Raw genomic sequence first — 19,971 nt, 5'->3', positions numbered from 1 at the left:
GCCCTGCGCGACCCGTTCGGCGTCGCCCCGCTGTCCTACGCGGCGTCGCCCCGCTGTCCTACGCGGCGCTGGACGCGCGCCTGGCGCGGCGTGCCCTGGCCGCCGTGCTCGCCGGCGAGCCCCTGCCGGAGGCGTGCCCAGCACCCTCGTCGACCTGGTCGGCACGATCGGCCGCGCGGCCCTGGGTGACCTCCTGCCCCGCCCACCGACGGCAACGGGTGAAGGCCCGCACCCGAAAGAACCCCCACCAGCAAGTAGGGCCCGAACGCGGGACAACACCCCCACAAGGCCCAGAACTACACCGTCCGCACCGCCGTCGCGTTCTTCGCCCCCGGCCTGAACAGCCGCCCATGGTCCTAACGCAACGGTGTTGAGGCCCCAGCCCGTGGTCTTGGGGCCTTCACCACGGCGCGCCCGGCCCGAACGGTTCGAAGAAGATGACGTCCAGCGGATGCAGGTCCCGGCCGGTCAGACCGGGGAAGCCGGATTCGGCGGGGCCGCCGCGCAACCACGTGAGCAGGGTCGCCGTGAAGTTGCCTGGCAGGGGCGGTCCTTGATCCCAGTGGCGTGGGTCGACGGCTACGCGCCATGTCTCGGGCGGGCCGTCCGCGCACCAGCCGATCTGGTCCCCGTCGATCGTCGACGCGAACGGCAGGAAGCCGCCGGGCTCGGGCCACGCGGGCATCGGGTAGTACTGGGGATGGGCGGCGCGCAGTCGGCGGTATCCGTCAAGCATGTCCTCGACGGTGGCCGCGAGCCCTTGCTCCCGTGGCCGGTCCAGGGACAGTGGCGCGCTCATGTCCAGCCACCAGCTCCAGTTGCCCGCCCCGTACCGCTCCGCGAGCGCCACGAAGTCCGGCGGCAGCCGGGTGCCGAGCCGCTCGAAGACCTGCTCCCATGTGCCCTCGCCCAGATACGGCTCCAGGGGCGGTGGAACCAGCGCCATGACGGCGTCGAGGCCCGAGCCCTCGGTGAGCGCCGCGCGCTGCCGCGCGTCCACGGCGGTGCCCGCAGGCGGTGGCGACCAGGGTGCGGCCCCGGCCAGCGGCGGCCAGACCCGTATCTGTGAGGACAGCGGGCCCAGCAGCCCGCCGGGCTCGCCCGGGTGCGGCACGCCGGTGCGCAGCAGCGTGAACAGCAGCTCCAGGAACGGGACTTCGTAGTCCACCCAGGGCTCACTCACCCCGACTGCCACATTCGTGGTCATGAGCGTGACCGGCCACTCGTCGGGGTCGTCCGACGCGCCCGTGTCCCAGAAGAGGTGGTCGCCGCTCCTCGTCGTGGCGAAGGCGAGCAGGCCGCCCTCCTCGGGCAGGAAGGGGCGCCGACGCGCGGTGAACATGCCGGGCCGGATCGCCGAGTGCCGGTGCGTCTCGACGATCCATGCTGCGTACTCGAAGCGGCCGTCGGTGCTGACGCACGGGGGGTGCAGCCGGATCGCCGCACCCGGGCCGCCTATCTCGGCCGCACCGTACGCCGACACGAGCGCCTTGTAGTCACCGGGCAGCGGGGTGCCGAGCCAGCCCTCGACCGCCGCCCAGTCGACGGCGGGCGCCGGGCCGGGCGGCGGTCCGACGAGACCTGTGAACGCGGTGATCCGCGCAGAGTGATCCATGGAGCCGAGGATGACATCCCCCACCGACATTGAGATTGGGACCTGGCACCGCTCGGGGGTCTGACCCGCCCACTGACTGACGCTTCGGCTGTCCTCGGGTTGCATCGCTCGGCTCCCGGGCGGTGCCACAGCGCGCGTGACCGGCCGGGCTACCGTGACCTCATTGCCTCGCCCAACCCCCTTGCCCCGCAGATCACAGCGTTAGAGGTCGTTTCTTATGGCTCTGGGGTTGCCGGGTGGCCTGGGGAAAGCCCAACTCGTCGAGCAGCGCGCTGAAGAGGTCTTCCGCGAAGGTCTCCCGCGAGCGCAGCAGTTCCTCGATTCGGGTCTGCTCGGCTGTGGCGGGGATGCCAGCCGCTGCAGCCCAAAGGAGGGCGCCTTCAGCGTCGGCTGGAACAGCCGCTCGGAGCTCCGTGCGCTTGCGCCTCACAGCCTCGTCGAACTCGGGTGTGCCCACCCACAGGCTCACGTCGTCCAGGTCCTCGGGTTCCTCGACGAGGAGTGCCGCGGCCATGTCCAGGTTGAGCCACGTCTGCCAACGCTGCCCGTTCGTACCAAGCCCGGTCACGAGGCCGATGTCGCTATCAGAGACGTCTGCGACGCAGGCTGGTGTGCCGGTCCATTCGACCAGGGCGGACAGGTAGTCGTCCTCCCATAGTCCGTGATCGAACTGGAGGGTCTGCCAACCGCCCGGTCGGGGCCACCACGCCCGTACGGTGTCCTTCAGCTCCTGATCGATGCTGTCGAACATGGGTGCTTTCAGCAGCGGACACTTGCTGCGAGCAAAAACCAGGTGACCCGAAAATCCCACGAAACCTCCTCCTTGTAGACCGCACCTTATGGGTTGCCACCGACACAGCATGCTGGGCCAGCTCAGCCGCTGAGTCTGCGGTGGGAGATAAGGGCTGCGGCGATGCCGACGAAGGCCAGGAAGTGCTCTGCCTTGCGCTCGTAGCGGCGGTGCAGACGTCGGCAGCCGGCGAGCCAGGAGACCGTTCTCTCGACCACCCAGCGGTGGCGACCCAGCCGTCGCGAGGACTCGTTACCCTTGCGGGCGATGCGGTGACGGTGCCCGGCTCAGCTTCTGCCGCAACCGGCCAGTTCCGCTACACCTACACCACCACCGACGGCTACGAAGCCGTCGGCTTCCTGAACAACCCTCCCAGCGGCCAGTGCATCAGCCTGCAAGGACCGGCCGCCGAACCAGGCTCGGCCAGCCGGGCGCCCAAGAACCGCACGGACGCCACCGCCACCGTCTTCCTCAACGCCGACTGCGAAGGCGCCACCTACTACACCCTGCCCCCAGGCACAGGCGCATCCGACCGCCTGCTGTTGCGCTCCGTCGTCTTCTCCTGAACCGTGACCACTGTGCCGCTGCAGGCCGGCCACCGGCAGCGCCCGCCCGCCCTGGAAACCCGGCTGCCGGGCCCGCCCCGCCAGGTCGCGTGAGGCGGGGTTGGGTGGCGGTGTCATACGGCACCCCACCTCGTTGATCTTGCGGGTACCGTTCAGCACAGCGATGCTCGCACCACGTGGGTATCGCCGGCACGCGCGCCGTGGGCATGTTGCCCGCCTGACCCGGAAGGACCTGCGACTGTGGAATTCCCCAGCATCGATGTGCCTGGAAGCGGACAGCTCCATGCCCGCATGATCACCTCTCTCGGCGAGATCGTGGTCCGCCTCGAGGAATACCGGGCACCCAGCACGGTCAAGAACTTCGTCGGCCTGGCGACGGGCACCATCGACTGGAAGGATCCTGTCTCGGGTGAGTCGATGAAGGGCACGCCGCTGTACGACGGCACGCTTTTCCACCGGGTCATCCCCGGCTTCATGATCCAGGGCGGAGACCCCCTGACCCGCACGAAGGACACGGCCTCACGATGGGGAACAGGCGGCCCGGGCTACACGTTCCCCGACGAGTTCCACCCCGAACTGCACCACAGGAGCGCAGGCGTGCTCGCCATGGCCAACTCCGGCCCCGCAACCAACGGCTCCCAGTGGTACATCACCGAGGGACCGACCCCCCACCTGAACCGCAAGCACACCATCTTCGGTCAGGTCGTCAGTGGCCAGGACGTCGTCCACGCGATCGCCAACGTTCCCACCACGCAGGACCGCCCCAACGCGGACGTCGAGCTGCAGCGGGTAGAAGTCTTCCGGCAGTAGACCAGGCCACTGTGCTGCTCGGCGCCCCGGCGCGTCAGGCGGCTTCGCTGCGGCAGACACGGTCCTCGTGAACATCGGTGTCGGATCCCGTGCAGTTCGCCGGGTTCATCAGCCCCCTCCTCGGGTGGGCCACCGGCGCGGGGCACCACGCCCGCGCCCCCGAAGCGCGTTCTCCGGGCTTCACGGTGGCCGGGTCTGCCAGTGGGCACGCCCGCTGGTGCTGTTCAGGGCACCTGCGAGGGGCAGGTGGCGGCGATGACGTGGTCGACGACGTCGGGCAGGCTGGAGCGGTGGCGGTAGGGGGCACGCTGCCGCTCGGCTCCGCCCCTCGAGTGCGCAGGCGCTCCCACTGGGTGCGTACGAGGTCAAGGAATCGAGACGACCGCCTGAGCCACAACGCGAGCGTGGCACACGGCGCACGACCGAGGGTTGGGGAGAGCGCCCGCATCCGCCACGGCGCCGTCGGCCCGGAATGAGCCATGCGTCAGGCACGCTGCCGTACCCGCCAAAGGCGGCGAGCACCACACGACGGGGCCACAGGGCCACGTCAACCCCTGCGCTTGGACACACCCCACCAGAGCGGTGATCCCCGCGGTCGGCAGGTGATGCCGGTAGGCGTTCGTTCTGTGATCACTGCGCGCTCATGGTGGCGTCTGACCGCCACCGCTCGCGGACGCAAGCCGCCTGACGCCCCTCGATCGACTGTGGTGAGCGGACCCAGCCGAGGCGGACCATGTGGTCGAAGTCGGCACGCGGTACCCGGTACGCGGGTGCTGATCTTCTCGCTTGTCCCTCGCGATGCCGTGCTTGCTGAGGGCGTCGAGCTGGGAGTCGAGTCCCTGGCCGAGGATCGAGCAGTGGGCGTAGCCGATGCGGATGTCCGCGCTCGGCAGGTCCGGGTCGATCGGTGCCGGGGGCGGGCCGGGGCACCATGGTGAAGCGGCGGGCGTGGTAGGCGGAGGCGACCGCGCCGCCGCGCGAGCGGCACGGCGAGCCGGGCGCCCTCGACGCCTTGGACCATGGCTACGCCATCGGATTCCTGGTCGTGGTGTGGCCGCCTTCGGTCCGTGCAGCCACCCACAGGGCGATCTGCGTGCGTGACCGAAGGCCCAGCTTGTCGCGGACCTTGTCCAGGTGCGTGGCGACCGTATGGATCGAAAGGCCGAGCCGGTCCGCGATCTGACGGTTTGTCAGTCCCTGGGCGACGAGTTCGACCACCATGAACTCCCTTGCGGTGAGCCGGTACTGCCCGTCAGTGACCTGCACCGAGTCCGCCATGGTTCGGTGGTCGCCGCTCCGGGTCCGCAGGGCGTACGCGATGAGCCGGTCCCCGCGCAGCCCACGGGCAGCCGCGACCGCGGCGGCCCGCGCGGCTGTCGGCAGCCGTGTCCTGGCGCGAGCGGCCACCTGGTCCATCTTGTCTCGCCACGGAGCCTCGGGCTCCGTGTCAAGTCGGCGCCGCGCCTGCGCGCTCGCCTCGTACAACCGCAGCGCCCGCTGCATGTCCCCGTTTTCGGCGGCCACAAGGGCCAGGCCCTCCACGGGGTACAGCGAGTGGAAACTCGCCCCGGGGGCGATCCGTAGCACCTCGGCGAACAGCGCCTCGGCGCTTTGCAGCCGCCCCAGAGCCAGTCGGACGGCTCCCGCGGTGTGCAGCGCGGCCGCGGTCCGAGGCCACGGCGCGTGCTTCCTGAGCACCGGCAGGCACAGGGACATGAGCTCGTCGGCTTCGAGCTCCTCGCCCGCTTGGAGCAGTGCCCAGGCCAGGTGATGGGTGCACCATGCGGTGTCCTGTGGGGCGCCGAGCGAGGCGACGACCTCCAGGCACTCACGCAGATCTGCGACGGCCTCGGAGAACTCACCGCGGCACAGCCGCGCCGCCGCCCTGGCGTCCAGGGCGTTGGCCAGCCCGGCGGGGTCGTGGCGTACCCGTTCCATGCCCACGGCCTGTTCGCCCAGGCTCAGGGCTTCTTCCAGGTCGGCCTGCTGGCAGGCCACTCGCGCCGCGAGCGCCGGCACCTCTCCGCCGAGCGCCCGACCGCCGGTTTCCCGCAGAAGCCCGGTGAGCACCGCACGGGCGGCCGACGGCTGCTCCTGCTGGTAGTGCACCCGAGCCAGCTCCAGTGTCAGCCGCACCTGCGCGCCATCGTCGTTGCCGGTGGCGCAGGCCAGAACCGAGACGAGATTGTCCCGTTCCGCCGCCAAAGGGCTGCTCGCCTGGTCGGTGAAGACATCGTCATGGCCTTGACCAGCCACCTCGGCCAGCCATGCGACAGCTCGTCGCAGGGTGGCGGGTAACTCGCCGGATGCGCGCAGGCATTCGAAGGCGTAGACGCGGATGGTGTTCAACTGCCTGAAGCGTGTGGGTCCTTCTTCTCCTGGCAGACGTACGATCAGGGACTTCGCCTCCAGGGCGCACAGGATACGGAAGACTTGCCGTGGCCCGATGCGGCCGTCGGCGCAGACCGCCTGGGCCGCGGCCACATCGAACCCGCCGACGAGGACCGCCAGACGCCGGAAGACCACCTGCTCCGCCGGATCCAGCAGCCGATGGCTCCAGTCGACGGCGGCAGCGAGCCCGCTGTGGCGTCGCGGCCCTGTTCTGCTTCCATTGGTGAGCAGGTCCAGTTGGGACAGCTGGTCGTCCAGTCCTGCCATGATGTCGCTCGGTGCGAGGGTGCCGACGTGGCGAGCCGCGAGTTCGATGGCGAGCGTGAGGCCGTCCAGCCGACGGCAGATCTCCGCAATCAGGCGGCCGTTGGCGCGGTTGAGGGTGAATCCCGGTGAGCGGCTCGAGGCGCGCTCGACGAACAGCCGTACGGCATCCGACCGCAGGAGTGCTGTCACGTCGTCTCCGGCATCGGCCGGTGGCAGGGACAGCTCGCCGACCAGGAACACGGTCTCGCCGGGTACCCGCAGGGCCTCCCGGCTCGTGGCCAGGACCCGCAGACGGGGGCAGCCGCCCAGCAGGGCCGCGACCAGTCGGGCGCACGGCTCGGCCAGATGCTCGCAGTTGTCCAGAATCAGCAGCCGGGAGGCGTCACCGATCGCACGGACCAGAACGTCGACACCGGTCCGGCCCGCTCGTTCGCCCACGCCCAGCGCGGCGGCCACGGACTGTGTCAGCAGAGTGCCGTCCTGCAGCGAATCGAGTTCCACGAGGTCGACATGTGCGGAGCGGTTCGGTAGACCCCTGGTGAACTCCAGTGCCAGTCGCGTCTTGCCCACACCGCCCGCACCGGTCAGCGTGAGGAGGCGCGAAGTCCTCAGCAGCGTGCGCAGGCGCGACAGCTCCTGCTGCCGGCCGACAAAGGAGTCGAGCGCCAGTGGCAGCGGGGCGGCAGTCGCCGTGGCGGGTGGTGCGGCAGGCGAGCCACCCGATGTCTCCTGCAGCTGCGTCCGGCGGGCATCCCGGCCCGCCAGCCGTTGCCGGAGCGCCCGTTGCCTGCAGGCGTTGGAACAGTATCGAGCCGGCCGACCGCCGTGCGGTCTCACGATCAGCGCAGCGCCGCACATCTCACATGTTCGACTCCGGCTCATCCCCGATTCCTGGCCGCACCTTCCAGCGACGAAACCTCGCCTTCAGCCAGGCGTTCCCTGCGGCCCGCAACGGCCGACGGCCGGAGCGCCCACCGTACGCGAGCGGCAGCCGGAACCGTTGCAGGGGACCGGCCACCGCTCATGGACTTCCGTCAGGGTGTCGCGGCAGGGTTGATACCGAGTACGACGGTTGCGGTCACTCCCTTGCCGAGGTCGCTGCCGGCCTGGGTGAGAGTCAGGAGGGTCGAGGACCCGCCGTTGCGGTAGATGCCGTCCCTCGCGTTGAGCGTGCGCGTGGCCGTGTTGTTCCGGTACGGGGACAGGGCGGCGACCTTGGTGTTGTACGTCTCCGGGAAGTAGAGCTGGCCCGTGTGGGACACGTGGCCTCCATGGTATGTCCCGTTCGATACGGTGCCGCCCACGTGGGTCTTGACGTGGATGTGGAGGGCACGGCCGACGTACCAGCCCGGGTAGATGGTGGTGAACTCCGCGACGCCCGCGGAGTCGGTCAACTGCACGCCCCGCAGGAAGGTCGTATCCGGGGTGGACCCGCCGGCGACGTAACCGGAGTAGACCCCGAGCGCGTCACAGTGCCAGATGTCCACCGCCGTGTTGGGCAGCGGGGCGCAGCTCGTGGCGTTCACCACCGTGACGCGGAGGGTCAGCGGGACTCCGTCCTTGCCCTCGGTGATGTTCTTCCGGACCGTCTCAAGATCCAGGTAGTAGGGCCCCTCGGTCTGCTCGGGCGTGAGGATGCAGGCGGCGGCGGGCCGTGCCACGGCGTTGGGCTCTGCGGCGGCGGTCGGCTGCGTGGTGGCGAAGCCCAGCGCGGCCGCGCCGAGGGTGGCGCCGCCCAGGGCGGCCATGACGGATCGCCGGGTGGCGCCAGGCGGAACGTCAGCCGGTTCGGGGCCGCGCTGTGGTTGCACGGCGTTGTGGTGGGGGGTGTCAGTCATGCTGCGACCATGGCGTGGGCGACGATCCATGGGATCGATCAAATGAACGATGAGCTCGACGCGTTACGAAACCCCGCGTGTCCCACGGCCCCGGGAGGGATGTCGCCTCGAGCTCGTAGGCGATCGCGACGTCCGCGACCACCTCGACGAATCCAGGCCGAGCGCCTGACGGCGCGAGACGCACCGGCCACTGCACGGGCGTGGCGGTTCGAGGAGCAACCCGGCCACGACGTACAGGACCGGAAACCGGCACATCCACGCCGGAGGCGCCGGCAACCGGGTCCGCTTGGCGCCGCCCTGCGGCTTCCGACCGGTACGTCCGTGCTTCATCGCCCCGTGAATCCCGGGAAAGTGAGGCGATTCGCCGTCGGATCCCCGTTCAGGCGTGGATGGCCTTGGCCTGCAGAAACTCCTCCAGTCCGTAGCGGCCGAGTTCACGGCCGTTGCCGGACTGCTTGCAGCCGCCGAACGGAGCGAGCAGGTCGAGCTGCGTGCCGTTGATCTGGATCTGGCCGGCCTGGACCCGGCGGGCGAGTGCTGCGGCTCGTTCGGGGTCGGCGGACCAGACGGCTGCGGAGAGGCCGTAGATGGAGTCGTTGGCGATGCGTACGGCCTCCTCCTCATCGGTGTAGGGAAGGATGCACAGCACCGGGCCGAAGATCTCCTGGCGGGCGATGGACATGTCCGGCCGGACGTCGGCGAACACGGTCGGCTGCACGTAGTAGCCCGTGTCGAGTCCGGGGGGAGCTTCGGGGCCGCCGGCCACCAGACGGGCTCCGTCGGACAGGCCTCGGCGATGTAGCTTCGTACGCGCTGCCGCTGCTCGTGGGAGATCAGCGGTCCCATGGTGGTCTGCTCGGACATCGGATCGCCCACGACGCAGTCCTCGGCGGCCTTGGCCGCCAGGTCCACGGCGTTGTCGTACTCACTGATGTGCACCAGAAGGCGGGTCCAAGCCGTGCACGTCTGACCCGAGTTGGCGAACGCGCTGGCCACGGTGGTCGTAACCGCCTGCGCGAGATCCGCGTCGGGCAGGACGATGCTGGGCCGCCGAGTTCGGAGACGACCCGCTTGACCGTGCCGGAGGCGAGCTCCGCCACCCGGCGCCCGGTGCGCGTAGAGCCGGTGAAGGAGATGACGTCCACGTCCGGGTGCGTCACCAGGGCCTCGCCTGCGCCGCGTCCCGACCCGGGAACGAGATGGAACACTCCACGCGGCAGCCCCGCGTCGACCAGCGCCTCGGCGAGCAGGTACGCCGACAGCGGTGCCGCCTCGGCTGGTTCGAGAACGACCGTGCACCCGGCTGCCAGCGCGGGAACGGCCTTCGCAACGGCCTGGAACAGCGGGTAGTTCCACGGCGTGATGGCGCCGACCACGCCGAGCGGCTCCTTGATCACCTGGCTGCCGCCCAGACGCTCGGTGAAGCCGAACTCCGGCAGCAGCTCGAGGTAGGACGCCACCAGGGCCAGCGGGGCACCCACCTGGACGGTGCGGGCGAAGGAGACCGGGGCGCCCACCTCGGCCACGATCGTGTGCGCCAGCTCCTCATGCCGTGCGGCCAGCGCATCCCGCAGTCGGGACAGGTACCCGAGGCGTTCCGCCACGGGGGTGCGCGACCACGTGTCGAACCCGCGGCGTGCCGCACGCACGGCCTCGGCCACGTCACCGGCCGACGCCAGGAGAACGGTGCCCATGACCTCCTGGGTGGCGGGATTCTCCACCTCCAGGACCGCCTTCTCCCGCGGTGTCCGCCAGCGGCCGTCCACGTAGATGGCCTGGTAGTCCTTCACTGCTCCACCTTCGTTTCCAGGACGGCGCCAGGCGCGTCGTCGGCGAGTGTGCGGCGGATCTGCTCGCACATCGCCCGCAACTGCCGTTCTTCTTCGGCGGACAGACCGACCTGACACAGCATCGTCTCGGGGATGTTCCGTGCCTCGTGCTGCAGTTGCCGCCCCGCTTCGGTGACGGTGAGCACCAGCCGCCGCTCGTCATGGGCGGCCCTGACGCGGTTGACCAGACCCTTGGCCTCGAGCCGCTTGACCACCGGGGTCAGCTGCGCGCCGCCGACGCCCAGGACATCGCCTCCAATCCGCTCGGCCTTGCCCTCGGAATCACCGCGCTCGCCCTGCCGTGCCCCCGCGACCGCAGCGGGGAGCCGCAGCGGTCGCTCTGTGAGCGCACTGCTCGCTGACGCCGGGTGAGGGCGCGTCCCGACAGGCAGTTACTCCTGTCCGGGGACCGCCATCTCCCCAAGAAGAGACCAGTCGTCCTGCGGAACGGTCATGTTCACGATGCGCGGTGTCTCCTCCAGATGGGGCGGCAGTGTCTGCTGCGCAGCCTTGAAGTGTGCGGACTGCACATGCGCGACCCCGGCCTCGTCGTCGCGGAAGGCCTCGACCAGGACGTACTCCGTCGGCTCCTCCACGCTGCGCGACCAGTCGAACCACAGGCAGCCGGGCTCGGCGCGCGTGGCCCGGGTGAAGTCGGCGCTGATCTCGGGCCAGCGGTCGGCGTGCTCGGGGCGGACGCGGAACTTGGCGGTAATGAAGATCACGGGATTCCTTCGCTGATGTATATGTGCCCGGCATCAGGCGTGGTGTACGGCACCGGCAGGACGACGAGCTGACCAAGGGGCGGGCGGGCCTTGCTTGCGTTCCGGCCGCACCCTCGGGACGCATGGCGACACGATCCTACGAGTTCGGCTTGCCGGTGCCGGCTTGCACACGCCCACGACACCGAAGGCGTCGCGGTCATGCCGGACGGATCGTTACGAGCGGAGCAGCAACTGACCGTCCGCGTACGGAAGGACCTTGGCGCGCGGCAGGTGGACGAGGACCTCCTCGCCCGCCGGAACTCCCTCCTCCCGCGGCGTCTTGGCCCTGACGAGTTGCCCGGCGACCTCTACTTCGAGCACGCGGTGCGCGCCCTGGTCGCTGACGCCCCGCAGCCTGCCGGGGAAGGTGTTGGGCCCGGGGTCCGTGACGACCTTGACGTATTCGGGCCGGACGCCGACCTGGACCTCGGCCGTGCTCTGGGGGATGTTCCAGGCCACGGACAGCGTCCGCCCGCCCAGCGCGAAGGGCCCGTCGTTCCGGTCCAGGGTCAGGAAGTTCATCGCCGGTGAGCCGATGAAGTAGCCGACATAGGTGGAGGAGGGCGCCTCGAAGAGCTGCTCAGGGGTGCCTTGCTGCACGGCGCGGCCGTCCTTCATGACCAGCACTTCCTGTGCGAAGCTCATCGCCTCGTACTGGTCGTGGGTCACGTAGATCACCGTGGGCCGGAACTGCTCGGTGATCTCACGGATCCTGCGCCGCAGTGAGAACTTCAGCTGCGGGTCGATCACGGTGAGCGGCTCGTCCATCAGGACGGCCGCCACGTCGTCCCGGACCAGGCCGCGGCCGAGTGAGATCAGCTGCTTGTCGTCGGCGGTGAGCCCGCGGGCGGGCTGCCGCAGCCGGTCGTGCAGGTCCAGGGCCTCGGCGACCTGATGCACCTTGGCGTCGATCCTCGCCTTGTCCCAGCGCCGGCACTGCAGCGGGAAGGCGAGGTTGTCGTAGACCGTCATCGACTTGTAGATGACCGGGAACTGGAAGACCTGCGCGATGTTGCGGGCCTTCGTGGGCAGGGCGGTGACGTCGACGCCGTCGAACAACACCCGACCCTGGGAGGGTCTGATCAGCCCGGACAGGATGTTCAGCAGCGTTGTCTTGCCGCAGCCGGAAGGCCCGACCAGTGCATAGGTCTTGCCGGACTCGAAGGTCAGTTTCAGCGGCTTGAGAGCCCACCGTTCCTCATCGACACCCGGGGCGTACGCGTGCCCGACGTCGACGATGTCCAACTGCGCCATGTCAACGTCCTTCCATTGAAGCGAGATCGTATGAAGGGGTTCGTACGAGCGTTCCCTGCTCGTCGAAGGCGAACAGCCGGTCGGGACGGAGCCGAAGTCTGACCAGGTCGCCGAGGGCGACGTCGTGGATGCCCTCGATCTGTACGACGAAGGGGGTCTCGCCGACGACCACATGGACGAAGGTCTCGGAGCCGGAGATCTCGACGAAGGTGACCTCGCCCTCGACTCCCCTGGAAGCCAGGCTGACGTCGGTGGCGCGCAGGCCGAACTGGTGGGCACCGTCGGGCAGGTCGGCCAGGTGCGCGGAGACGTGCGTTGCCTGGAAGCCGGCCACCGTGACCTGGCCGCCCTCGATCCGGCCCGCGAAGATGTTCATGGGCGGGTCGTTGATGATGGACGCCACCGTGGTGGTCGCCGGGCGTTCGAAGACCTCCTGCGGGGTGCCGGTCTGGAGGATCCGCCCCTCGTGCATGACGAGGACCACGTCCCCGAGCATCATCGCCTCGGCGGGTTCGGTGGTCGTGTAGATGACGATGGTGTCGCCCTGGTCCGAGAAGAGGGCCTTGAACTCGTTGCGCAGCTGTTCGCGCAACTTGTAGTCCAGGTTCGCCAGTGGCTCGTCGAGCAGGAGGATGCCGGTGCCGCGGGCCAGGGCGCGAGCCATGGCGACGCGCTGCTGCTGGCCGCCGGAGAGCTGGGAGGGCTTGCGCTTCTCGAAGTCCGCAAGCCCTACGCTCGCCAGGCTCTGCCGGACCCGTCGCTGGATCTCGTCCCGTGACAGCCCGGCCCGCTTCAGCGGGAAGGCCACGTTGTCGAACACGTTGAGATGTGGGTAGTTGATGAACTGCTGGTAGACCATGGCGGTGTCGCGCCGCCACACCGGCGTCTTCCCGAAGTCGGCCCCCGCTCGGGTCAGCGAGCCGGAGTCCACTTTCTGCAGGCCTGCCAGGACCCGCAGCAGCGTCGTCTTCCCGGCCATCGTCCGGCCGATGACGGTGTGCAGCCGTCCCGGCTGGAAGGTCGCGGTCACGTTCTTGAGGTGGTCGACGCCGTCGACGGTCAGGCACAGATCAGTGGCGCTGAGGTTCATCGGACCGCTCCCGACAGGTTCCCCTTGGACAGATAGCGCTCCACCCAGAGGGCGAGCAGGATCAGCGGTGCCACGCCGAAGAGCGCGGCGGCGGACAGCGTCCACCACGGTGGAATGGAGGAGTTGAGGGCGACGACCGCCTGGGGCAGCGTCTGGACCTCGGTGAAGGTCAGCCGGAAGGCGAAGAAGAAGTCGTTCCAGCCGAACACGGCGCAGAACATCGCTGCCACGGTCAGCCCGGGCAGGGAGTTCGGCAGGATGGCCCGTACGAAGGCCTGGAACGGGGGGCAGCCGTCCAGCATCGCCATCTCGTCGATCTCCCGGGGGATGCCGTTGAAGAAGTCCACCATCACCCAGACCGCGATCGGCAGCAGCAGCGCGACCGTCACGATGACCAGGCCCGGGATGCTGTCCAGGAGGCCGCCCCACTGCAGGAGGTAGAAGAAGGGGATCACCAGGACGACGGGCGGCATGATCCGTTGGGAGACGAAGAAGAAGACGATGTCGCTGTTCTTGATGAAGCCCAGCTTGAACCGGTACCGGGACAGCGCGTAGGCGGCCAGGGACCCCAAGGCCAGGCTGATGGCGGACGCGGCGAAGGTGATGACGGCGCTGTTGATGAAGGGATGGATCACATCGATGCCGCCGGCTCCGCCGAAGATGTTGCGCCAGCCGGTGAGGGTGGGCTTGTACTGCACCCAGGGGATGTAGGTGGGACCGCCCTGGACCGCGTTGGCGTTCTTGAAGCTGGTCGTCATCGCCCAGAAGAACGGCCCCGCGACGAAGCAGGCCCACAGGGCGATCACGGTGTACTTGAATACGGGATAAAGGCGCGACCTCATGAGTCAACCTTCAGCTTGAAGGCCCTGGTGAGCAGGGCGGCGACGACCGTGAGCGTGACGATCATCAGGACGAGGTAGGTCAGGGACATCGCCCCGCTGTAGCCGGTCTGCTGATCGCGGAGCCCCTGGATGTAGAGGTAGTAACCCGGGGTCTCGGTGGAGGACCCCGGCCCGCCGGACGTCAGTACGTAGACGCTGTCGGAGAGCTTCGACGCCTCGATCAGCCGGATGATGATCGCCGCGACCGAGACCGGTGCCATCAGCGGGAAGGTCACCTTCCAGAAGGTGCGCCAGGTGCCGGCGCCGTCGATGGCTGCGGCCATGAACGGTTCCTTGGGCAGGCTCAGCAGGCCGGCCAACAGCAACAGGAACATGAAAGGGGTCCACTGCCAGACCTCGACGGTCATCAGCGCGACCAGCGCCGGACCGGACTCGGTGAGCCAGGGAATCTTCGTCAGGCCCAGCATCCCCAGCAGATCGTTCACCGGCCCCAGCGACTCATGGAAGATCGTCTGCCAGATGGCGGCCATGACCACGGGCGTGGTCATCATGGGGACGAGAAAGAGCACCCGCCAGAATCTGCGGCCGTGTACGTTGCGCCAGACCAGCAGGGCCATACCGAACCCGATGACGTACTGGATCAGGACCGTGCCGCCCGCCAGCAGGACCAGCCGGGTGATGGAGGCCCAGAACCGGCTGTCGTGCAGCATCGCGCTGTAGTTGGCGCCTGCGATGAAGTCCATCCGAGGGTTGCTGACGTTCCAGCCGGAGAAGCTGACGCGGATGGTGAACAGAAGCGGGAAGATGATGATCAGAAAGAGAGTGAGCAGTCCCGGCAGCAGGAACATGCTCTTGTGCCGGCGCAGGCCGTCCATGGTTCTCCTTGCGGAAGATGGCGGGCGCCTTCGGGTGGCCGGCCGGGCCGGTCCGGCCACCCGGGGCGTCCTCGCGTCGGATCAGGAGTTGTCCTCAAGCGCGACCACGTTGCGATAGGCGCTCTGGACCTTGTCCGTGCCGATCTGGTCCGTGATCTTGGACCATTCCTTGGCCACGTCGTCCAGTGCCTGCTGCGGGGAGCTCTGTCCCGCCAGAGCCGCGGCGACACCGTTGGCCAGCGCGGACATGTACTGGTTGACACCGGGAACGCGTAGGTCGAAGACGCGGTTGGGGCTCTTCTCCATGCCGGAGAGCGTGCGCACGTACGACTCGGCGACGTCCTTGTCCCAGCCCTGCTTCTCCCAGAACGCCGGGTCGAAGTGGGCGTTGCGGTAGGGGTTGACCCCGAATCGGCCGATGGTCAGGTCGAGGGCGGCGTTGGCCTCGTTGCTGAAGAAGCAGAGGTAGTCGAAGGCCATCTGCTGGTGGCGCGAGGCATTGGTCACCGCCGAGGTCCATCCCCACGTGAAGTAGGGCGCCTGATTCGTCTTCTTCTCCCACGACTTCGTGGTCCGGTTGTAGACCTCGGTGGAGCCCGGCAGCGGTGCGGCCTGAACCTTGTTGCGGATCCTGCTGTCCGGCTGCTGGGCCTGGATGAAGGCGTCGTCCCAGGAGTAGGACATCAGCGTCTGGCCGCCTCCGAAGGAGAAGATCTCGTCTCCCAGGCCGAAGTTGGCGCCGCCGGGCGCCCAGGTCGACTTGGCCTTGACCATGTCGTCCAGAGCGCGCACGAAACCCGGCGTGTTGATCAGTGGCTTCATGGTCTTGACGTCGAAGAAGACTCCGCCCTTGACGTCCGGGTTCTTCACGTACGGCGCCGCACGGCTGATGAACGCGGAGAAGGTCAGGTCGTCGCGCTTGGTCACCTCGGCACTGCCGTAGTTGGGCTTGCCGTCGCCGTCGAGGTCCCTGCCGCTGAAGAACTTGGCTGTCTCCTGGTACTCGGCCCACGTCTTGGGGATTTCCAGGTCCTTGCCCGTGGCCTTCTTGTACTCCGCCTGCCGCTTGGGGTCCTTCAGCACATCGGTGCGGACCTTGAGGTAGTGCCGGTCACCGTCCACCGGGTACTGCACCACCTTCCCGTTCCAGGTCGCCACGTCCATGTATGCCTTGGTGACGTCCTTCATGCCGGGGGTGTTCAGGTACTTCTCCGGCACCGGTGCCAGGTACGGGGCCATGTCGCCGATCCACAGGGACGGGTAGAACATGACGTCGTACGCCGGCTGGCCCGCCTGCAGGGGCGTGAGAATCTTCTGATGCAGCTCGCCGAAGGGGACGTTGACCACCTCGATCTTCCCGCCGGTGATCTCCTCGAACTGCTTGGCGTGCAGCTGGGTCGGCTCGCCGATGACGGGAACGGCGTGGCTGATGATCTTCAGTGTCTGTCCGGAGTAGTCCTTGCGGCTGATCGACTCATAGCTGCACGGTCCGGGGACGTCCTTGACCTTCGTCGCAGGGTAGTCCTTGCCGTACTTCCGGTAGCTGATCTCCGAGCCGGGCTTGAACAGCGCGGCCTTTTCCTTGGGCCTTTCCTGTGCCTGGTTCTGTGCGGTGCATGCGGTGGCGGTCAGGGCCGCGACGGCGACCAGGCCCGTGAACGGTCTGCTGCGCATGGGGCTTCTCCTGCGGTGTCAGGGGATGAGAATCGCTCGGCCGCGCACGGCGCCGGAGTCCAGGTCGTCCAGGGCCTGCTGGAAGGAGGCGAGGGGGTACCGCTGGGTGTGCAGCGTGACCTTGCCGCGGGCGGCCAGGACCATCAGCTCGGAGAGGTCGTTGTAGGACCCCACGAGGTTGCCGATGAAGTTGATCTCGGTGGAGATGACGTCGATCGTCGGCACATGGAGGTGGCCGCCGTAGCCGATGACGTAGTAGTTGCCGTTGCGGCGCAGGCAGGCCACGCCCGTCTCGACGGCGCCGCCCTCACCGACGAAGTCCAGGACGGCCTCCGCCCCGTGCCCCGCGGTGAGGTCCCGCACGCGGTCGGCCTCGCTGCCGTCCGCGACGAGCGTGTGGTCGGCGCCGAGTTTCTTGGCCAGCGCCAGGGCCTCGGGGCTGCGGTCGATGACGATCATCTCGACCGGCGACAGGGCCCGCAGCACCTGAATGCCTATGTGTCCGAGTCCTCCCGCACCGATGACCACGGCCTTGTCACCGGGCCGCAGCACCCGGGCCGCCTTGGCGACGGCGTGGTACGCCGTGAGCCCGGCGTCGGCCAGAGCCGCGACCGAGGCCGGCTCGAGGGACGGGTCGAGGGGCACGACCGAGCGGGCGGTGGTCTTCAGGTACTCGGCGTAGCCCCCGTCGGTGTCGATCCCGGGGAAGGCCGAGTTCATGCAGTGCACGTCGTCGCCGGCCCGGCAGGCACGGCACAGACCGCAGGTCACCAGCGGGTGCAGGATGACCGGGTCACCGACCTTGACGTTGGTGACGGCCTGACCGACCTCCGCGACCCAGCCGGCGTTCTCGTGACCGATCGTGTACGGAAGGGCGACCCCGCTCTTCTCCTTCCACTGTCCTTCGAGGATGTGCAGATCGGTCCGGCAGACTCCGGCGCCCCCGATCTTCACGATCACATCCAGCGGACCGGTGATCTGCGGGTCCGGCACGTCCACGAGCACGGGCGGCTCGTCGTACTCGATGACCTGCACGGCTTTCATGGCGGCTCCCTGTGGGTCGGCGGATGGATGGTGCGCCGATTACACAGGCCGCCGCTCGCAGGTCGATGTCTCAGAAGCCGTCCGCGTATGTCTCAATGTGATACAGGCCGTAGGCGCGAAGCCGTCGAGCTGTTCCAATCACTGCACCGAGGGAATGTGACGCGCGCCGTACGGGAGTGTTAATGCCCCGATATCAACCCGGGAGCTCACTGAGAGCAGCCAGAGAGCTCTACCTGGAAGTCACCAAGGAGCCGAGCGGACGGCCGCTCGTGGTCGCCTCGTGGCAACGCTCGATCGAATACAAGGTGAAGTCGGGCAGCCTTGACGCTCCGTACCTGGAGAACCCCAATCTGGACAGCCCCCTCGCCAGGGCGGCGCTGCCGATCCTGGACAGGCTGCACAAACAGCTCGCCGACGACCCGGTGTCCACGATGATCACAGACCGGGACGGCGTCGTGCTCTCCCGGAAGGTGTCCCACGAGGGTCTGACGACGCACCTCAACCGCGTGCGCCTGGCCCCGGGGCATGTGTTCGCCGAGCGCTATGTGGGCACCAACGGCATCGGGACCGCGCTTGCCAGCGGCCGCCCGGTCATGATCGCCGGAAGGCAGCACTACGTCGAGGATCTGCGGGACTTCCACTGTGCGGCCGTGCCGATCCTGCACCCCACCCGGCGCACCCTGCTGGGAGCCTTCAACCTCACTACCATCCGTCAGGGCTCCGACGGCATGCTGATGGCCTTCGCCCGCTCGGTCGCGGCCCAGATCGAGGGCGAGATCGCGGCGATCAGCTCCCGGCGCGAGCGGGCCCTGTTCCAGGACTACCTGGAGGCGTGCTCCTCGGTACGCCCGGGCCCCGTGCTGGCCCTCAACCGTGATGTCGTCATGATGAACGAGCAGCTCAGGACGGCGGTGACCGGGCCGGATCACTATGCGCTGCTCGACCATGCCCGTGAGATCGCCGACGACCGCCGGTTGGAGGGGACGCGCAGCATCGCCCTGCCCTCGGGACGGGTCGCCGAACTCAGGGTCAAAAGGTGTCGGCGCGAGGACAGCGATGCGGGGGCCATCCTCCGAGTCCGGCTGATCGGGCGCTCCCAGCCCGGCCCCGCGGCTTCCGCCGCACCAGCCCGGCCGGTCCTGGGACTGGTGGGCTCGTCTCCGCAGTGGCTGCGCGCGGTCGCCGACAGCGAAGCGGCGTTCTTGAGCGCGACGTGGCTTCATCTCCTGGGCGAAGTCGGCGTCGGCAAGAGGACGCTGGTCGAGGCCCTGCACCGGGCCCATGGCGCCGGACGCAGGCTGGAAATGGCGGAAGCGCCGCTGTCGGATGCACCGGCTGTCACCGAGCGCTGGCTGCACGACATCGGAGAGCTGCTTGCCGTGCCGTCCACAGTGCTCGTCCTGCGCGATGTCCACTTGTTGGGCGACCGGCTGCGGCAGCGGCTGAAGAGCCTGTTGACGCACCTGAACGGCACCACCACAGGGCAATTGGTGATGACCAGCCAGCCGTCGATGGTCGGCACCGACGACCGGCTGGACCAGTTCTGCGGTACCACGGTGGAGGTGCCGCCCCTGCGTCATCGCTACGGGGACATCGAGCACCTGGCGCGGTTGTTCCTGCGCAAGTACCGGCCGAGCGGCGAGAGCGGGTTCTCCTCGGATGCGCTGGCCCTGCTGCAGCGATGCCCCTGGCCGGAGAACGTCCGGCAGCTGGAGTCGGTGATCCGCGGCCTGGCGCGGCGGCCTTCCGGCCGGATCATCCACGTGGAGGACCTGCCGCCGGAATGCCGGGTGTCCTCGCACAAGGTCCTGACCACCATCGAGGCACTGGAACGCGACGCCATCCTGCGTGGGCTGATGGACCGCAACTCCAACGTTCAGCGCACCGCACAGGACCTCGGCATCTCCCGCGCCACGATGTACCGCAAGATGCGCCGTTACGGGATCGTCCCGTCGAGCCTGACCTGACAGGCCGCCATCGGCACGGGATGGCAACCGCCTCCGCGCCGGTTGCCGCTCGACGTGTCCGGCGCGCCATCGCGCTGCTTTGCGCCGATCCCGACGCCCCGCTTTTCAGGCGGCGGAACCAACCCGTCCACCTGATGAAGACCGGCTGGAGCGGTCCCGGGCGACTCGTCGGCAGAGTGCACCTTCCGCCGGAACGCCATCCAGCTGACGGACAGCGGCGCCCTGCGCATCGGCGAGACGTCGCCACGCACGGCAACGCGCACACCCGCGTGGAGGAACGAGACAAGGTGGCGCCCGACGGGCAGACCGCCCTGGTCAGGCGCCCCCTTTTCTCGATGTCTGGAAGAAGCCCGGC

General features: G+C 68.7%; 15 protein-coding genes and 2 pseudogenes. 3 read left to right on the top strand and 14 right to left on the bottom strand.

Translation table 11 applies throughout. From position 1 onward, the window contains the following. Positions 1–400 precede the first annotated feature (400 nt). From AB0L21_RS09500 to AB0L21_RS09490, 3 genes and pseudogenes are all read right to left on the bottom strand, one after another. A complete protein-coding gene (locus tag AB0L21_RS09500; RefSeq protein ID WP_365783143.1) occupies positions 401–1,615 on the bottom strand; it encodes an SMI1/KNR4 family protein in 1,215 nt (404 codons plus the stop codon). 193 nt (positions 1,616–1,808) lie between these two features. Beyond that, a complete protein-coding gene (locus AB0L21_RS09495; RefSeq protein WP_365783141.1) occupies positions 1,809–2,426 on the bottom strand; it encodes a hypothetical protein in 618 nt (205 codons plus the stop codon). A gap of 62 nt (positions 2,427–2,488) precedes the next feature. Beyond that, positions 2,489–2,677: pseudogene (locus AB0L21_RS09490) on the bottom strand (transposase); the annotation flags it as partial. On the opposite strand from AB0L21_RS09490, the gene AB0L21_RS09485 reads away from it, so the two are divergent. Beyond that, entirely contained in the window at positions 2,630–2,971 is a 342-nt protein-coding gene (locus AB0L21_RS09485) for a hypothetical protein (protein ID WP_365783139.1), read from the top strand. The pseudogene AB0L21_RS09490 and the gene AB0L21_RS09485 sit on opposite strands and share 48 nt — an antisense overlap. Before the next feature lie 291 nt (positions 2,972–3,262). Further along, complete coding sequence (locus AB0L21_RS09480; RefSeq protein WP_365783137.1) at positions 3,263–3,781, top strand: peptidylprolyl isomerase; 519 nt, start codon at positions 3,263–3,265, stop codon at positions 3,779–3,781. Positions 3,782–4,804: 1,023 nt separating this feature from the next. Here the strand turns inward: AB0L21_RS09480 and AB0L21_RS09475 are convergent. From AB0L21_RS09475 to AB0L21_RS09425, 11 genes and pseudogenes are all read right to left on the bottom strand, one after another. Further along, positions 4,805–7,321 (bottom strand): LuxR C-terminal-related transcriptional regulator, encoded by a 2,517-nt coding sequence (locus tag AB0L21_RS09475; protein WP_365783135.1) that lies wholly within the window; start codon positions 7,319–7,321, stop codon positions 4,805–4,807. Positions 7,322–7,473: 152 nt separating this feature from the next. Further along, a complete protein-coding gene (locus AB0L21_RS09470) occupies positions 7,474–8,277 on the bottom strand; it encodes an intradiol ring-cleavage dioxygenase (RefSeq protein WP_365710663.1) in 804 nt (267 codons plus the stop codon). Positions 8,278–8,656: 379 nt separating this feature from the next. Then, positions 8,657–9,971: pseudogene (locus AB0L21_RS09465) on the bottom strand (aldehyde dehydrogenase family protein). Between the two features lie 92 nt (positions 9,972–10,063). Beyond that, positions 10,064–10,321, bottom strand: coding sequence for a hypothetical protein (locus AB0L21_RS09460; protein WP_365783133.1), 258 nt, complete (start codon positions 10,319–10,321; stop codon positions 10,064–10,066). Positions 10,322–10,498: 177 nt separating this feature from the next. Continuing rightward, positions 10,499–10,831 carry a putative quinol monooxygenase gene (locus tag AB0L21_RS09455; protein WP_365710657.1) on the bottom strand — a complete coding sequence of 111 codons (333 nt, stop codon included), beginning with the start codon at positions 10,829–10,831 and terminating at the stop codon, positions 10,499–10,501. Positions 10,832–11,044: 213 nt separating this feature from the next. Further along, the gene (locus AB0L21_RS09450; protein ID WP_365783131.1) at positions 11,045–12,124 is read right to left on the bottom strand and encodes an ABC transporter ATP-binding protein; all 1,080 of its coding nucleotides are present in this window, start codon (positions 12,122–12,124) and stop codon (positions 11,045–11,047) included. A 1-nt stretch (position 12,125) separates the two neighbouring features. After that, a complete protein-coding gene (locus AB0L21_RS09445; RefSeq protein ID WP_365710652.1) occupies positions 12,126–13,214 on the bottom strand; it encodes an ABC transporter ATP-binding protein in 1,089 nt (362 codons plus the stop codon). Next, the gene (locus AB0L21_RS09440; RefSeq protein ID WP_365710650.1) at positions 13,211–14,056 is read right to left on the bottom strand and encodes a carbohydrate ABC transporter permease; all 846 of its coding nucleotides are present in this window, start codon (positions 14,054–14,056) and stop codon (positions 13,211–13,213) included. The genes AB0L21_RS09445 and AB0L21_RS09440 overlap by 4 nt, the downstream gene beginning before the upstream one ends. Further along, a complete protein-coding gene (locus tag AB0L21_RS09435) occupies positions 14,053–14,931 on the bottom strand; it encodes a sugar ABC transporter permease (RefSeq protein ID WP_365710648.1) in 879 nt (292 codons plus the stop codon). The genes AB0L21_RS09440 and AB0L21_RS09435 overlap by 4 nt, the downstream gene beginning before the upstream one ends. 81 nt (positions 14,932–15,012) lie before the next feature. After that, the gene (locus AB0L21_RS09430; protein ID WP_365710646.1) at positions 15,013–16,605 is read right to left on the bottom strand and encodes an extracellular solute-binding protein; all 1,593 of its coding nucleotides are present in this window, start codon (positions 16,603–16,605) and stop codon (positions 15,013–15,015) included. 18 nt (positions 16,606–16,623) lie between these two features. Further along, positions 16,624–17,649 carry an NAD(P)-dependent alcohol dehydrogenase gene (locus AB0L21_RS09425; protein WP_365783129.1) on the bottom strand — a complete coding sequence of 342 codons (1,026 nt, stop codon included), beginning with the start codon at positions 17,647–17,649 and terminating at the stop codon, positions 16,624–16,626. Positions 17,650–17,918: 269 nt separating this feature from the next. On the opposite strand from AB0L21_RS09425, the gene AB0L21_RS09420 reads away from it, so the two are divergent. Beyond that, complete coding sequence (locus AB0L21_RS09420; protein WP_365783127.1) at positions 17,919–19,616, top strand: GAF domain-containing protein; 1,698 nt, start codon at positions 17,919–17,921, stop codon at positions 19,614–19,616. The last annotated feature ends 355 nt before the right edge of the window (positions 19,617–19,971 follow it).

Source organism: Streptomyces sp. NPDC052721, assembly GCF_040678315.1.
Classification (GTDB): domain Bacteria; phylum Actinomycetota; class Actinomycetes; order Streptomycetales; family Streptomycetaceae; genus Streptomyces.
Note: the sequence above shows the minus strand (reverse complement) of the source record. Positions and strands in the feature narration are given on the sequence as shown.